The sequence below is a fragment of the Lacticaseibacillus styriensis genome (assembly GCF_030770295.1).
GTDB lineage: Bacteria > Bacillota > Bacilli > Lactobacillales > Lactobacillaceae > Lacticaseibacillus > Lacticaseibacillus casei.
Genome location: NZ_CP132483.1, coordinates 2032067 through 2047563 on the forward strand (window position 1 = coordinate 2032067; position 15497 = coordinate 2047563).

The 15497-nt window shown below is 48.3% G+C and carries 10 protein-coding genes; 2 read left to right on the top strand and 8 right to left on the bottom strand.

All coding sequences use genetic code 11. The features are described from left to right. Positions 1–174: 174 nt before the first annotated feature. Positions 175–2235 (bottom strand): 1,4-alpha-glucan branching protein GlgB, encoded by a 2061-nt coding sequence (gene glgB / locus LACSTY_RS09680; protein ID WP_087912487.1) that lies wholly within the window; start codon positions 2233–2235, stop codon positions 175–177. A gap of 402 nt (positions 2236–2637) precedes the next feature. Between glgB and LACSTY_RS09685 the strand changes: the two genes are divergently transcribed. Then, a complete protein-coding gene (locus tag LACSTY_RS09685; protein WP_087912488.1) occupies positions 2638–3669 on the top strand; it encodes a branched-chain amino acid aminotransferase in 1032 nt (343 codons plus the stop codon). A gap of 199 nt (positions 3670–3868) precedes the next feature. Here LACSTY_RS09685 and LACSTY_RS09690 read toward each other — a convergent pair whose 3' ends face one another. From LACSTY_RS09690 to LACSTY_RS09720, 6 genes are all read right to left on the bottom strand, one after another. After that, positions 3869–4714, bottom strand: coding sequence for a sortase domain-containing protein (locus LACSTY_RS09690; protein ID WP_410055338.1), 846 nt, complete (start codon positions 4712–4714; stop codon positions 3869–3871). Positions 4715–5838: 1124 nt separating this feature from the next. Then, a complete protein-coding gene (locus LACSTY_RS09700) occupies positions 5839–6669 on the bottom strand; it encodes a YitT family protein (protein WP_087912489.1) in 831 nt (276 codons plus the stop codon). 133 nt (positions 6670–6802) lie between these two features. Next, positions 6803–8734, bottom strand: a complete 1932-nt coding sequence (locus LACSTY_RS09705) for a fructose-bisphosphatase class III (protein WP_025012893.1) — start codon at positions 8732–8734, stop codon at positions 6803–6805. Positions 8735–9086: 352 nt separating this feature from the next. After that, the gene (locus LACSTY_RS09710; protein ID WP_010491576.1) at positions 9087–9488 is read right to left on the bottom strand and encodes a Spx/MgsR family RNA polymerase-binding regulatory protein; all 402 of its coding nucleotides are present in this window, start codon (positions 9486–9488) and stop codon (positions 9087–9089) included. Between the two features lie 685 nt (positions 9489–10173). Then, positions 10174–12327: an AAA family ATPase gene (locus LACSTY_RS09715; RefSeq protein ID WP_087912490.1), complete on the bottom strand. Its 2154-nt coding sequence runs from the start codon at positions 12325–12327 to the stop codon at positions 10174–10176. A 408-nt stretch (positions 12328–12735) separates the two neighbouring features. Continuing rightward, positions 12736–13500 (bottom strand): tyrosine-protein phosphatase, encoded by a 765-nt coding sequence (locus tag LACSTY_RS09720; protein WP_087912491.1) that lies wholly within the window; start codon positions 13498–13500, stop codon positions 12736–12738. Between the two features lie 158 nt (positions 13501–13658). Between LACSTY_RS09720 and LACSTY_RS09725 the strand changes: the two genes are divergently transcribed. Continuing rightward, positions 13659–14552 (top strand): LCP family protein, encoded by an 894-nt coding sequence (locus LACSTY_RS09725; protein WP_087912492.1) that lies wholly within the window; start codon positions 13659–13661, stop codon positions 14550–14552. Positions 14553–14613: 61 nt separating this feature from the next. Here LACSTY_RS09725 and rfbD read toward each other — a convergent pair whose 3' ends face one another. Then, the gene (rfbD, locus tag LACSTY_RS09730; RefSeq protein ID WP_087912493.1) at positions 14614–15456 is read right to left on the bottom strand and encodes a dTDP-4-dehydrorhamnose reductase; all 843 of its coding nucleotides are present in this window, start codon (positions 15454–15456) and stop codon (positions 14614–14616) included. Positions 15457–15497: the final 41 nt, after the last annotated feature.

Sequence of the window (15497 nt, forward strand, 5' to 3'; positions counted from 1 at the left end):
AACGGGAAAACCACCCGTTTAAGACCAATTTCACAGCTGAGCCCCATCTGGCCTCCGATCGCTCCGCTTTGGCACTAGCTGATTCCCGACGCTCTTATTATTTTCTGTCTCATGAAGATGTACGAAAACATCCTGATAATCTATAGACAGTGGCACGAGCGAGCACGGAGAAGCTCAGAAGCTCTTGTTTTTCTTCACACTCAGCGACGTTGTTGGCGGCTGGGCCCGCGCTGGGGTTGTTCCCCAATCTTTGTGATGACTGATCGCCTGCCGGTTTTGGTTGGCGATGGCTTTGGGTGACGGGCTGCCGGTGATTGCTGGCTGGTGCTTGCTTTGTTGTTTTGGTGGCTTGGGCAGTGGGGCTAGTTTTTTAGGTGCGATTAGCAAGGCGCCCATGGCTGGTAAGATGACGTCGAGCCATGCCGGTTCGCCGTGGGTGTTGCCTCCTTTTGCCGTCAGGGTTGCCTGCCACTTGGTCCAGGTGCCGCCGAAGTCGATGTTTTCCGTGTTCAGTAGCACGGTGTACGTGCCTAGTCTTGGTACCGGGATCTTGAAGTGGTCTTTTTGGACTGGCACAAAATTCATTGCGACCACCGTAAAATCATCTGGTTGCTTACCGTAGCGGATGTAGCTCATAACATCCGGTTCGTCGGCCATGGTGATCTTAATGCCGGCTGGTTGGTGATCTTGTTGCCACAGACTTGGGCGAGCGGTGTATAGATGATTCAGTGTCTTCGTGAACCCTTGCATCTTTTTATTCATCGGATCCTTTAAGTCGACCCACTCAAGCTCGCTCCAGTCACGCCATTCGAGGAACTGTCCCCATTCACTGCCCATGAATAATAGCTTTTTCCCGGGGAATGTCGTTTGCCAGACATACATGGTGCGTAAGTTAGCGAACTGATTGTACCGGTCGCCTGGCATTTTGTGCATCAGGCTCTTCTTACCGTGCACCACTTCATCATGTGAAAATGGTAAAACGAATTGTTCGTTGTACATATACATGAATGAGAACGTCAATAAATTCATATCACTGTGGCGATACACCGGGTCTTCTTCAAAGAACTTGAGCGTATCGTTCATCCAGCCCATGTTCCACTTGTAATTGAAGCCTAGGCCGCCGGTGTTGATCGGCGCCGATACCTTTGGATAAGCCGAGCTTTCTTCGGCCATCATGAGCACATCGAGATGCTTGGCGAACACTTTGGTATTTAACCGCTTCAAAAAGGCAATGCCTTCGAGGTTGTCGCGGCCGCCAAATTGGTTGCGGTCATTTTCCTTGCCGGCGTCATAATCCATGTACAGCATGTTGGAAACGGCATCAACGCGCAGTCCATCGAGGTGGCAATGATCCAACCAGTACATGGCGCTGGAAATTAAAAAGCTTTGAACCTGGGCCTTGCCTAAGTCAAAATTCCAGGTGCCCCACCGAACGTTTTCGGCGCGATGCGGGTCGGTGTATTCAAAGGTCGGGGTTCCGTCGAACTGTGCCAGCATGTCGGTATTTTTGATAAAATGACCCGGCACCCAATCCATGATGATACCAAGCCCGGCTTCATGCGCGGCATCGACGAATCGCAGAAAGTCTTCGGGTTCGCCGAAACGGCTGGTCGGGGCAAAATAGCCCATCAACTGGTAGCCCCACGAGGCATCGAGCGGGTGTTCCATTAATGGCAGAAACTCGATGTGGGTGTAGCCCAAATCCTTCACATACGGGATCAACTTATCAATGGCGTCCTGATACGTCATGTACCCGCCATCCGGGCCGGCATTGGTGTCGCGAATGAACGAGCCTAGGTGCACTTCGTAAATCGTCAGGGGTTCGTCATACGGCCGCCACTTGCTGCGTTTGGCCAGCCAAGCATCGTCATGCCAAGTGATCCGAGGGACATCGACCAGACGCGCGGCACTGCCGGGTTTACGTTCAAAACCGAAGCCATAAGGATCGATCTTTTCGTGGGTCGCGCCGTCTGGACCAATGATCTGATACTTATATAACTGATGTTTCTGGGCAGTTAATTCGCCGTACCAACAACCGGTTTGTCCTTGTAACTCTAATGGACTACCGCGCCAATCGTTAAAATCACCGACGACCTGGACCTGCTTGGCGTGCGGCGCCCAAACGAGGAATGACCATTTACCTGGTTCCACTTCATGTGCCCCAAACCGGTTGTAACTTTGGAAATCCTGTCCTGTATTGAAAAGATATAACCAATCTTTTAATCCTTGGATCATGATCACTCCCCCAATCACGTGAGCGTGAGCCGGCGCGCTTACACGCAGGTTTCTGCGCCGGTGAACGCGTTATGCTTCGGCTTGCTTCACCTACATCACGTATCGCGAATATTCCCTATCGCCCCAAGTGTAACAGCAAGACATTCAAAAGGCTCAAGAAACGCTCACCTGAACACTTTTATAAATAAAACGATTAGCCACTGCCAAGAGGAATATAATCCCCTTACGCACCTAATTGTAACCGCTTACGGTAGATATTAACAGTAAATACAATTTTTTCGGTTGAGTTATTTGTGAGAATCGCCTAAGATGGAACCTATATTATTTAATGGAATCGCAATGTTAACCAAACTGACCAAATCTGCTGGTCTAGTTAAGCACCCAACCACTGGAGGGATGACGATGAGCGTCGATATAGATTGGAACAACCTAGGATTTGATTACATGCAACTGCCATATCGCTATGTTGCCCACTGGAAGGAGGGTGCCTGGGATGAAGGCACCTTATCCACTGACCCAAATCTAAGTCTCAATGAAGGATCCCCGATTCTGCATTATGGCCAAGGCGCCTTCGAAGGACTCAAAGCTTACCGTACCAAGTCCGGAAAAATCCAACTTTTCCGCCCTGATCAAAATGCCCACCGGCTACATAACTCCGCGGAAAAGTTATTGATGCCACCGTTCCCGGAAGACCGGTTTGTGGACGCGGTCAAACAGGTTGTAGCTGCCAACCATGACTACGTGCCGCCATATGGTACCGGCGCCACGCTCTACTTGCGGCCAATGCTCATTGGGGTTGGTCCCAATATCGGCGTTGCACCGGCAAAAGAATACATTTTTGACGTCTTTGCCATGCCAGTTGGTCCTTACTTTAAAGGCGGCATGGTGCCAACCAAGTTTATTGTGGCCGATCAACATGACCGCGCCGCCCATTATGGCACCGGTCAGGCTAAAGTCGGCGGCAACTATGCGGCTTCCTTGCAAGCCGGCAAGTTTGCGCATGAACACGGCTATGGCGATGCGATCTACCTGGATCCAATTGAACATAAGTATATCGAAGAAGTCGGGTCGGCTAACTTTTTTGGTATTTCTAAAGACGGCAAAACCTTGAAAACGCCGAAGTCCCCTTCAATTTTGCCGAGTATCACAAAGTATTCCATCTTGACACTGGCGCATGACCGGTTCGGCATGAAGACCGAGGAAACCAAGATTGCCATTACAGACTTAGATCAATTTGGCGAAGCCGGCGCGTGTGGCACCGCCGCAGTCATTACGCCAATTGCCAGCATCACTTACAATGGCCATGAGCATGTCTTTTATTCCGAAACCGAAGTCGGTCCTTACACTAAGAAAATTTACGATGAGCTGACAGGCATTCAGTTTGGGGATGTCCCGGCTCCGGAAGGTTGGATTGTGGACGTACCGGTTGACTAGCTGAGTTTTTGACTTTGTCGTCACCATGCCGTGCCAAACTCCGCAATCTCCGGCCAAATTAAAAGCAGCCGTCAAGTTTTTAACTTGACGGCTGCTTTTTAATTCATGAGTATCGCGATCTTTCTAATGATGAAGGCTTAAAATAACTGCCTAAATTTCCTGTCATATTTTGATGCCGATGTCTGTGCAGCGCTTTTCATTAGCGTGCAAAGGCAATCAGGCGCCAGTAGTCACCGACACATGTTTGTAAGGTGATGCGTTGACCACCGCCAGTACCGGTGATGTCATCCCACAGATCCTGACCATCCGCGGTGACCGCGTTCGGGTTAACGGTTGCTAACCGATAAACGTGATACGTGCGGGCTTGGCCGGCTGCATCCGTAACGGTGATCGGCGAACCAATGCCTAATGACAGCATTGCGGCAAACGCGCCAGGGTTGTGCCCGATAAAGTGCGTATTTTCGCCGCTGTTATTGCTGTAGTTAGCTTGACCGCCCCAAGTAGCAGCGCCATTAGCCGGCGCAGCATCCATGCTTTCGTTACCAATAATATACGGTACGGTCACCCCAGCAAACATCAAGACCCGACTCGCATAAGTTGGTGCGGGTTGAACTTGCGGTTTAACCGGTTGCGCTGGCGTAACGACTGGTGCTGGCTTTGCTTGTTGAACCGGTGCCGGTGTTGCTGCCGGTGCAGAGGCTTGCGTTGTCGACGGTGCGGCAGCGGGTTTAGCGGCTGGCGCTGGTGTCGAAGCAACTGGAGCCTTTGAAGCTGCCGGTGCTGGCGTCGAAGCCTTGACTGCAGTTTGGGCAGCTGGCTGTTGACTAGCAACGGTACCTGAAGCAACTGACCAGCTCGGATGGGCAACCGATTGATTAGCCGGTTGTGAAGCTGCTGTGCTATTGAGCAAATCAACCTTTGTCGATGAGCTCGTTGCGGCTGGCGTTGATGCTTTTGCTGCCGGCGCAGGAGCTTTCGTAGCTGGCGCTGTCGTCGTACTTGCGGCTGGTGCCGAGGTGGTTACCTTGGCTGGTGCTGCAGGCACACTGGAGACTTGGGTCTCGGTTGTTACCTTGGTCGTTGTCACAGCGACAGCGGAAGAAGCGGTTGCTTTGCTAGTCGAAACCTGCGTTGAAGTTGCAGCAGGCTGCTTGGTCGTCGTTTTGCTAGTAACACTGGCGACAACGGACCACTTCGGATGGGCAACTGCCTGCCCAGCCGGTTGAACAGCCGCCGTCGCGTCAAGTAAATCAACGGCGACAGTGGTCTTCTTGGCCGCTGCGGTAGCTGTTTGTTTGACAGTTGCAGTTTTAACGGCAGATACGGTCGATGCTGTTGTCTTGCCAGTAGCGGCTGTAGATACGGTCGTTGCGCTTGCCTTGGTGGTGACAGCTGTTGTTTTAACTGCCGTTGTCTTAGCTTCGGTTTTACCTGCTGCTGAATTTGAAACCTGTAAACCAAAATACTTGAGTGAACTTACCGGTGCGTTTTTAACAACGGATACATGATATTGCGGTGTCGCCTTAACTTGCGTCTGAGACGATGCTTGACTCGTTGTAACGCCTGAACCATTTGCTCCGTGTGCCAGCGCCCCTGTCTGTCCAACAGGCAGTGCCGCCAGTTTTGCATTGAGCAAATTGCTTGAAGCACTTACAGCATTAGCTTTCTCCCTTGTTGTGATACGCGATCCGGCCACGTCTTGATGCTGCATGTGATAGCCGACAGCTGATGTTGCCACCAGTCCGCTTGCCACAAGAGCGAAAGTCAACAGACTCTTGCGTAACATATAGACTCCCCCAGTCCATATTATGAAACTGACTTACCACATAAATTCTTTTTTAGAGATGGCCATCTCTTGTTTTAGATTATGCACAAATTAATATAGCCGGTAAACAAATACGCTTACCTTTTAAAAGTGGATTTGTTATTTATAATCAAAATAATACCCAATATTTCGCTATTTTCGTTTTACTTGACCATATTATAAAAGAAATATTTTTAAAAGTTGGTTATGGGTGTTGACTAACGACCGTTGTTTTTCGAGTACAGGTGTTTTTTTGAAGCAGACAAAAGTTGACGTGATCTGTCCATGAAAAAACTCCCAGATGACAATCGAGTTTGTCTTTGGGAGTCCCATTCTTGTTGATATCGTGCCCATAAGCTGCTTGCTCAGATACTGCCACCGTGCACTTCAGTCGCGGCGACGGTCAAAATAAATGCATGCGGATCGACTGCATGGACCAATTCAATCAGCTGCTTGAAGTTGCTCTGCTCAACAACCACCATCAGCATTTCTTTAGCTTCATCGGAAAAGCCGCCGACAACTTGCTGAACGGTTAAGCCATGGGACGTTTCATCCCGAATCTGCTGTTTAATCAGCGGCAGTTGGTCGCTCATGACATAGACCGCCTTTTTGCGATCAAAACCGGTTTCGACATAATTCATAACCAGGCTGGTAATCGTCAAGGCAAACACTGCCAAGATAAACGCTTCGACGCCAGAAACCGGGATGTTAAACAATGACACAACAATATCGGTGACTAACAACATCAGCGACGGTTTCAACCCGAAGTATTTTTTAAAAATCAGCGGCGGCACCGTGGTCCCGCCGCTTGAGGCATCCATTTGGTACAGCAACCCAACGCCGAACGCGAAAACGACACTGCCAACAATGATGGCCAGCAAGCGATCGGTCACTAGGTTGATCTCAGGCGTGAGCCACAACAACAGCGGCAACATAAAGCTGCCGAATAGAATCCGCTTAAGTGTGCTGCGGTCAAGGAAGAACCATGCCAACGCCAACATACACAGGTTGACGCCCATGGTGGTGATTCCCACCTGAACACCGGCTACCTCCTGCACCAGAATGGCAATACCGGTTGCCCCGCCTGCTGCAACCGCATGCGGCGCGTAAAACATATTGATGCTCACCGCAATCAACGCGAGCGCAAGCATAATCCACAACCATTTCAGCACTGGATGCCGCATCGTTTTCTGCATCAAGCCACCCTTTCCGTTTGGGTTTCATCCGTTTCTTATCATATTAATAATATACGGGAAAAGTAACTTGTTGACAAACGCAATTGTTAAGAGCACCAGCCTGTGCGTTTTTTTGCCGTTAGCTGAGATTGGTTTAGTCACCGTTTCGCAGTTCCGCCAACCGCCGTTTCAAAACTTCGACTTCTGCTTGAAGCGCCGTGCCAATATCGGTTTCTGCCACAGTGCGACGGCGCGCCTCAGTTTCAACAACCCGCCGCGTGGAAATAATGTCGGTCAGATTGGCAATGGCATCCGCCTTCGTGGTAAACGGTTGGTGCGTCACCAGCTGCATCCCATAGGAATTATCCAGCAAGGTATAGCCGCCGATCCCGGTCGTCTTTTGGTAAGGTTTGGAAAAGCCACCATCGATGACAATCATTTTGTTATTCGCCATAATCGGATCGGTACCCTTTTTCACCGGCGTATGGCCATTAATCACGTGCCCGACTTCCGGATCGAGGACGAACTCCTCCAAAATTTTCTTGATAAAATCCGGATCCTTGCGCAAATGATAATAAGGATTGCGGCCTTCCACATGGGTCGCAGGATCCTTGATAAAGTACCGTTCAAACGTCGTCATGTCATGCTTGCCAAATAACGGTGAATTCGGTCCGGTCCACAAATACCATAACAGGTCAGTCGCCAAGTCGGCCTTTTCATTCGGTTGACTGTACGCTAGGCGCAAGTTGGCTTCCAGCATGTCAAATAATTGGCGGCCGGCATAAGTGGTACCATCAATGGTTAAGCCGATAAAATTGCCATCCTCATCCACGGGCACGCACCCATGCAACAGCAGATTGCGATTGTAGCGCAAATACATACTGCCGCGATTGATCAGGAAATCCATGTGACGATGCAGCTTTTCGGAATGCGTAAACGATTCCACCAGCGAATCAATGACTTCCTTTTCTTCTGGCAGCAAACGATACGGATCAGCCGGATCGACCGTGGTGAAGCAGCCATTTTCAATCGGATAAGTATGTCCATTAAGCTCGATCGTAGCAAAATCCGGTGCGAGCTTGTCCAGCAGCAGGCGATGATCCATCTCAAACTCGGGCCGCCGTTTAATCGTTGGACCCTCAAGCTTGAACTGAATCATCGCGATTGCTTGATGAATTTGGGTAATCTGCAGGCGCTCCGCCTCGGTAATTGGGCGATCTGACCGCCCTAGTTTCGGCGAAAATGCCGGGTTATCCTGATAATATTGCTCCGCCAAACGCGCCAAATGCCGCAAGTTGATCCCGTAAACATCTTCCAGAATGCTCAGGTTGTTATACCGCGCCGAAATCCGCACAAGATTGGCAATACACAACGCCGATCCCGCTGCGCCGCCAATCCATAAAATATCGTGATTGCCCCATTGAATATCCACCGAATGCCGTTGATCGCGCCGAATCAGACTTTCAACAACTTGATCCGGGGCCGGTCCCCGATCGTAGATATCCCCGACAATATGAAAATGATCGACTGTCAGCCGCTGAATCGTTCGGCAGGTGGCCTCAATCCATTCATCTGCCTGCTCCAAAACAATCAGGTTATGAATAATCTGCCAATAGTAGGCCAACTTGTCCTGCATCGAAGCATCGTTATACAGCAGTTCTTCGGTAATATAAACAAACTCCGGCGCCATTGCCTTACGCACCTTCGAACGCGTATACTTCGTCGCCGTAAAGGCCAACAATCGGATCAGGCGCCGAAAAGTGGTCAGATACCATTGTTGCAGATCGTCACCATCCATCTCCTGATGAATCGCAGCCAACCGTTCAGACGGGTAATACACCAAAAACGCAAAGCGCTGCAATGTCTTCTCGGTCATCTCATCCCGAAAACAGGACCGAATCTTGCTTTTGACATTGCCACTGCCATTGCGCAAAACATGCTGAAACGCATTATATTCCCCGTGGATGTCACTCATAAACGCCTCTGTCGGCTTCGGTAGATTCAAAATTGCCTCTAGATTGATAATCTCGGTTGCAATGGCTGGAATCGTTTGATATTTTGCCGTCAGCTCACTGTACAAATCCATGAAATAGCTTCCTTTCACGTAGACCAATTTTTGGCTCATGGCAATATGATAGCATATTTCAGAATTTTGTATACGGTTTCACCACTTTTTGAAGGAAATTCATCATATGACGGTGGTAGCGCCATTAGCAACCGGAACATAACCACTGCTTTTTAATTGGAACTTTTCAAAGATAAGCCGATTAAGGTAACCCGAAAACTATACCAACGATTCCAAGCTCAGTCGCTAAGTTTTGTTGATCCGCTATTTTCAAAAGCGTACGCAAACAAAAAAAGTCTCATCTGCCAATGCCACAGACGGGACTCTTTAATGCATAGACCTAACTTATCAAAATTGTTCGTTGCCGAACCCTTCAAACACTCGAAGTGTTCAGCAACGCTGCCCACAACTTTTGCCGACGAACTTCGCGCGGTAAGAAGACGCGGACTGAATCTTGGTTAAACCCGAACAATAAGCGCCGATCGTCCACAATGATCGGCCGACGGAGAATGGCTGGCTGCTTAGATAACAAATCAACCGCTTCTTTAAGTGACAATGCATCAAAATCAACATCAAGGGCCTGAAACGCCTTTGAACGCCGTGAGACTAAACTATCGATGCCATCTTCCGATCGGGCCAACAGTTCCAAAATCTGCGCTTTGCTGATGCCTTGTTTCGACAACGAAATCTCCTCAAACGGCAGTCCGTTGGCTTCTAACCACGCTCTAGCTTCGCGACTCGATTTTGACGAACCTGATGTATACAACTTGATCATCCAATCACCCCTCAACAAAACGATAATATATCATTATCGTTTCTCTGCTAATACCACCCACGTGTTCAATGCTAACAACGTTCACAAGTCCTATGGTGATTTACTTACGACACCATTTTATTATCCTAATAATAATTTAACACATTCAGACACTTATGACAATAAAGACACTCTCATGCTATGTGACTGAGATTTCAGCCGTTTGGAGACGTTGACCAACATGGATCTAGTCGTTAAAAAATGAACGGTTGAAGTCAAAGTCATGATCTACAATAATTAAATAACAACTCTGACGCCTGAATGAGGGCTTGATTCCTTTGTGAATTTTTAGCATGGAATCTGATATTTCAGTTTCATATCACCGGTTGGCTTACATCAAATTTAGCACAAGCTTATATCGCTTTCAATAACAATTTTTAAAAAAATAATTTGCGATTACTAACATTTAAATATTTTTGCCAAATATCAGTCCCTTAAAAGCCTTGTGCACAAGGCTTTTGCACAACCTCAAGCAGGCAACAGGTAAGATTCTTGCTCGAAAAAGGACGTGCACAATTTATTTTAAATTTTATTATACAACTTTTTTGAGACCAAAAAAAGCCGCCAAGCGTTTTCGCACTTGACGGCTATGATGCATACCCAATCTAACGGGCAGTCTTAATTTAAATGTTTTGGCGAGATACGATTACTTTGCGCCAACGGCTTCTTTCTTAGGCTTGCCGCTGGTCGGCTGGGCTTCGCTGATGACGATGGTGTCGTCAACCAGATCCGCTTGCAACTTCTTCGCCTTGAGATGATCCAGATAGAAGTCAGTTACCTTATCACGAATATTACGTTCAATGACCCGCCGTAATGGTCGTGCACCCATCGCTTCATCGTAACCTTGGGCAATTAACCAATCCTTAGCTGCCGCAGTCACTGTTAACGTGATGCCTTTCTTAGCCAAGGTCTTGTTGACGTCTTCAAGCATCAGGTCAACAATCTTGCCTAAGTCCTTCTTGGTTAAGTGACTGAATTCAACAATACCGTTGAACCGGTTCAGAAATTCAGGACGGAAGTAAGGCGCCAACCGCTTCATTAAGTCTCCGTCCTTTTCCTTCTTGCCCGTTAACGCTTCGTTGCCGAAACCAGCATTGGAAGTGGCAATGATGACAGTGTTCTTGAAGTCCACGACATTGCCTTGGCCATCGGTTAACCGACCATCGTCTAAAACTTGTAACAACAACGTCAAGACTTGTGGATCAGCCTTTTCGATTTCATCGAGCAGAACGATCGAATATGGATTCCGGCGTACTTGCTCAGTCAGCGTGTTCTTGTTGTCGTTGTAGCCAACGTACCCGGCACTAGTACCAATCAACTTGGATACCGCGGTACGATCACTGTACTCAGACATATCTAAGCGGATAATCGCATCTTTGCTGCCGAAAAGATCCAGCGCCAACTGCTTGGCTAATTCAGTCTTCCCGACACCGGTTGGTCCAACGAACAGGAAGCTACCAATTGGCCGGTTGCCTTCATCGAAACCAGCCCGATTCCGGCGAATGGCCCGAGCCACCATATCAACAGCTTCATCTTGGCCAATGACCTTGCCCTTCAGGCGCTTGCCAATGCCTTTCAGACGTTCAATGTCAGAAGCACCAAGCTTCGATACCGGAATCCCGGTCAAACGCTCAACCGCCGCAGCGACATCATTCGGGGTTGCCACAACAGGCTTCTCGTCGTTCGTTCCTTCAAGCTGATGTTGCTTGTCGGCAATCTCCTTCTTGAGGTTGGCGGCCTTTTCAAAGTCTTCAGCCTTCGCCGCTGCATCCTTTTGGGCGTTCAGATCCTTGATTTGCTTTTCCAGTTCAACCTTGTCAACAATCGGATGCTTGCTTGCCAAGTGTGCCGCGGTCATATCGATCAGGTCGATCGCTTTGTCAGGCAAAGAACGCTGTGGAATATACTGAATGCTGTAATCCACCGCTGCCTTCAAAACATTTTCCGGCAACTGAACGTGATGGTGTTGTTCGTAAAGCTTCTTGACGCCTTCCAAAATCTTGACCGTGTCCGCAGCGCTTGGCTCGTTGATGGTGACATCATTGAACCGGCGTGCCAAGGCACTATCCTTCATAATGGTATTGCGATATTCGTCTTGGGTCGTGGCGCCAATCACGGTAATCTCACCACGAGACAATGCTGGCTTGATAATGTCAGCCAGGCCTTTGCCGCCGGATTCTTCGCCGCCAGTTGCACCGGCACCGAGAATTTGATGGATTTCATCAAAGAACAGAATGACATTGCCAGCAGCTTTCACTTCTTTGATCAGATTCTGAATCTTCTCTTCAAAGCTGCCGCGATATTGCGTGCCAGCTTCCAGATTCGACAGATCAATTGACCAAATCTGCTTATCCTTAATCGCTTCAGGCACGTTACCCTTCACAATCGCTTGCGCCAAGCCTTCGACAACCGCTGTCTTGCCGACACCGGCATCGCCGACCAAAATCGGATTATTCTTCGTGCGCCGGCTCAAAATCTCGGCAGTCTCTTGAATTTCGTGCTCCCGGCCAATAACCGGATCAAGCAACCCATCCTTGGCTTCCTGCGTCAGATTGCGACCAAGCTTCTCAAGGATACCGCCCTTCTTGACGGCCTGTTCACCAGTGGTCGCAACCGGAATTTCATCGCCCTGCTTCGGCAACTGGCCAGTCGCGCGATACTGGGCAAATTCATCAGGCGTCATTTCGTGGCCATTGACCACGTATCGGGCTGACTCACCTTTACCCATTCCTTGAAGCATCTGATTAAAAATATCGTCCATGTCATGATTGTTGAAAAACGGATCGTTAAAGTTTGCCATAGCTGAATTCCTCCTTGTAGGGAATGTGCGGGGAAAAGGTGATGTGTCGGATGGCTTTGCGCGGAGAAGTTTGATGCTTCTCTGAAACGCGCTCACCAGCCCAGAGACCTCCGCGTAAGGACCTTGGTCGCAATGACCAAACCCGGGTCATCACGCCCAAGGCCACTTACACTCCGGTCTCTAACCGGGCTGATTCACGCTCTTGCTGAACCGCGCCAGTTTACGCTCTACAAAAAAGTACTCCCAGACGCACTGGCAGTACTTTCGTGTCGAGCTTATTCACTTGATGGCTCTGATGCCGTTGCGCCTTTTCCTTGTTTACATAGTGTATTATAGCACGAAATTAGCACTCAAACAAGGCGAGTGCTAATTATTTCAGAAATATTTTTATGCACGCACCTTAAAGTATCAATAACGCGACAGCAACCGCTTTTCAACTTTTCGTTCATTAAACCGTACCAACGGATCACCATTAACCAGCGCCCGCGCGTTCTCTTCGAAAATTTTAGCCTTCTTTTCGCCACGTTTACGAGCCAGACGCTTGAAGGCTGCGGACATCTCATAACTACGACCAGGCAAGTGATGCGCGTCAGATGCAAAGACATGCGCCAGGCCTGCGTCAATAATGTCCTCTGAAAATTGCTGAACCTTTTTACCGAACGTTCCGACATAGCTGCTGGCGGTCACTTGCGCAAACGCACCACGCTCAATCATTTGATAGAGCAAACCCGGATGCTTCATCAGCCGAGTGTTCCGTTCCGGATGCACAATCACGGGCACCATCCCGCGTTGCATCACTTCGAACAACATATTCTGCGTATAAAGCGGCACATCATCAGACGGAAATTCGATCAAGACATAGTGGCCGGTTACGTCACAAGTCAAAATGTCGTGGTGGTCAATTGCTTCTAACAGGTCGCCATTAATGCGGACCTCTTGGCATGGAAAAACCGTTAGCGGAATATCGCGTTTTTCCAGCTCATTTTGAAACTCGTCCGTTAACCGAATCACATCCGCTGCATGATTCGTATAATGTCCATTCATATGATGCGGCGTCATCAACGCATGCGTAATCCCGTCGGCAACCGCCGCTTTCGCTAATTCCAGTGAAGTCGTCAAATCTTTTGAGCCATCATCAATTCCCGGTAACATATGGCAATGCACGTCAATCATTATTCAGTTCCCCTTCCAATACTCTCTAGTATCTAATGAAGCGCTGCCAACGTCAAATCGTTTTTTGTAACAGTTTGTTAACGATTCGTAATAGATCAGCGAGATAGCACACTTTGCGGTATAATATCAAAAGATTACGGAGGAAATGAGGTCTAGAAATGAAAAAGATCCTAGTACGCGTTCTACTCGTCGTACTCGTTGCCGCTCTGGGGTTTGGCGGTTTCGTGTACTATATGGTTCATAATTCAACATCACAAATATATTCATACAATAAGAAGACCAACAAATCTTCTGATGACAAAACCACCAGCAAAAAACCCGTTGCATACTTATTACTCGGTACCGACACCGGTGAGCTCGGCCGCTCCTACAAAGGCCGCACCGATACCATGATTGTGATGGTTCTAAACCCGAAATCCAAGACAACCACCATGCTCTCAGTACCGCGCGACACCAAAGTCAATTTCGATGATGTCACCATCAAAATCAACGCTGCCTATTCATACGGCTCCTCTGATACGGCCATGGAAGCTGTTGAGAAGCTCCTAAACATCAAATTAGATGGCTATCTACTCGTTAACATGAAAGGCCTGGAACAGATGGTGGATGCCGTTGGCGGCGTCACCGTCACCTCACCGCTGAGTTTCGACTATGAAGGCAAATCCTTCGTTAAGGGACAGTCTTATAACCTCTCAGGCAGCGATGCACTGAAGTTCTCACGTATGCGTTATGACGATCCTCAAGGAGATTATGGGCGACAGATGCGACAACAGCTTATTCTCACTTCGGTTATTGGTAAGTTGAAGAAGAATCCGACAACCGTAATTAGTCAGAAATTCCTAAATGCTGTTGGTAAAAACGTCCGCACTGATGTTTCTCTTGGATCAGTTAAAAACCTGGCAACTGCCTATCGGGACGCCGGTAATACGATCAAGAGTGACCAACTGCATGGTACCGGAAAGAATATCGATGGTCAGGATTATGAAGTAATGTCAGACACTGAACTAACACGCGGACACAACGTGATTCAGGATGCGTTGGACGCAAAGTAAACAAAAAGCAGTGATGCGCCTTGCATCACTGCTTTTTGTTTACCCTTCCGAATTGCGCATTCTATTTATTAATAGTCGCTATGAACTCCTTCAAAGCATCTTGCCACGTCGGTATCTTAAAACCAGTTGCCTTCGTCTTGCTTAAGTCTAAGATAGAGTGCCGCGGTCGCCATGCTTTTTGCGGGTATTCAGCTGATGAGACAGGTTTAACTGTCACATCTTTATCAGCTAAAATTGCACTGGCAAACTCGTACCAGTTACAACTGTTGTCGTTAGATAAATGGTAAATGCCGTAGTCCAGGTGATGATCAACTGCAAACGTCATAAACTCTGCTAACGTTTTGGTCCAAGAAGGTCGGCCATACTGATCATCGACCACTGTCAATTCTTTGTGTGTTTTTGCAAGATTCAACATCGTGTAGACGAAGTTATGTCCATATTCCCCAAAAACCCAAGACGTTCGAATAATATAGTACTTTTTCAGGTATTTTTGAACTTCCTGCTCGCCTTCGTATTTTGCCCGGCCATATTCGTTACGTGGGGCGGGCTGATCATCGACAGTATAAACTTCCTTGCTGTCACCATCGAAAACATAGTCTGTACTAATGTAAATTAACGTTGCGTCAACGGCCGACGCAGCCTTGGCCAAGTTGCGAGTGCCATCAACGTTAACCAGTTGATTAAGCGCCTTAGCTTCATCCTCAGCTTTATCAACGGCAGTATACGCAGCACAATGATAAATGACATCAGGTTGGTAGTCCTTAACGTAATGATCAACAACCGCTTCGTCAGTAATGTCAAGATCTTTTGCATCAGTTGCCCGGTAAGAAATTCCACGAGCATCTAACAAGTGACGTAATTCAGTTCCAAGCTGGCCTTGCGCACCGGTAATCAAAATCTTCATGTATCTTCTCCTCGACCTCTTACATGTCAATCAATTGATAT

Excerpts from the sequence above, each read along its gene's own strand:
- LACSTY_RS09700 (WP_087912489.1), bottom strand. The coding sequence starts at position 6,669 with ATGCAGAAAACGATGCGGCATCCAGTGCTGAAATGGTTGTGGATTATG.
- rfbD (WP_087912493.1), bottom strand. The coding sequence starts at position 15,456 with ATGAAGATTTTGATTACCGGTGCGCAAGGCCAGCTTGGAACTGAATTA.
- LACSTY_RS09685 (WP_087912488.1), top strand. The coding sequence starts at position 2,638 with ATGAGCGTCGATATAGATTGGAACAACCTAGGATTTGATTACATGCAA.
- LACSTY_RS09720 (WP_087912491.1), bottom strand. The coding sequence starts at position 13,500 with ATGATTGACGTGCATTGCCATATGTTACCGGGAATTGATGATGGCTCA.
- LACSTY_RS09710 (WP_010491576.1), bottom strand. The coding sequence starts at position 9,488 with ATGATCAAGTTGTATACATCAGGTTCGTCAAAATCGAGTCGCGAAGCT.
- LACSTY_RS09705 (WP_025012893.1), bottom strand. The coding sequence starts at position 8,734 with ATGGATTTGTACAGTGAGCTGACGGCAAAATATCAAACGATTCCAGCC.
- LACSTY_RS09725 (WP_087912492.1), top strand. The coding sequence starts at position 13,659 with ATGAAAAAGATCCTAGTACGCGTTCTACTCGTCGTACTCGTTGCCGCT.
- glgB (WP_087912487.1), bottom strand. The coding sequence starts at position 2,235 with ATGATCCAAGGATTAAAAGATTGGTTATATCTTTTCAATACAGGACAG.
- LACSTY_RS09715 (WP_087912490.1), bottom strand. The coding sequence starts at position 12,327 with ATGGCAAACTTTAACGATCCGTTTTTCAACAATCATGACATGGACGAT.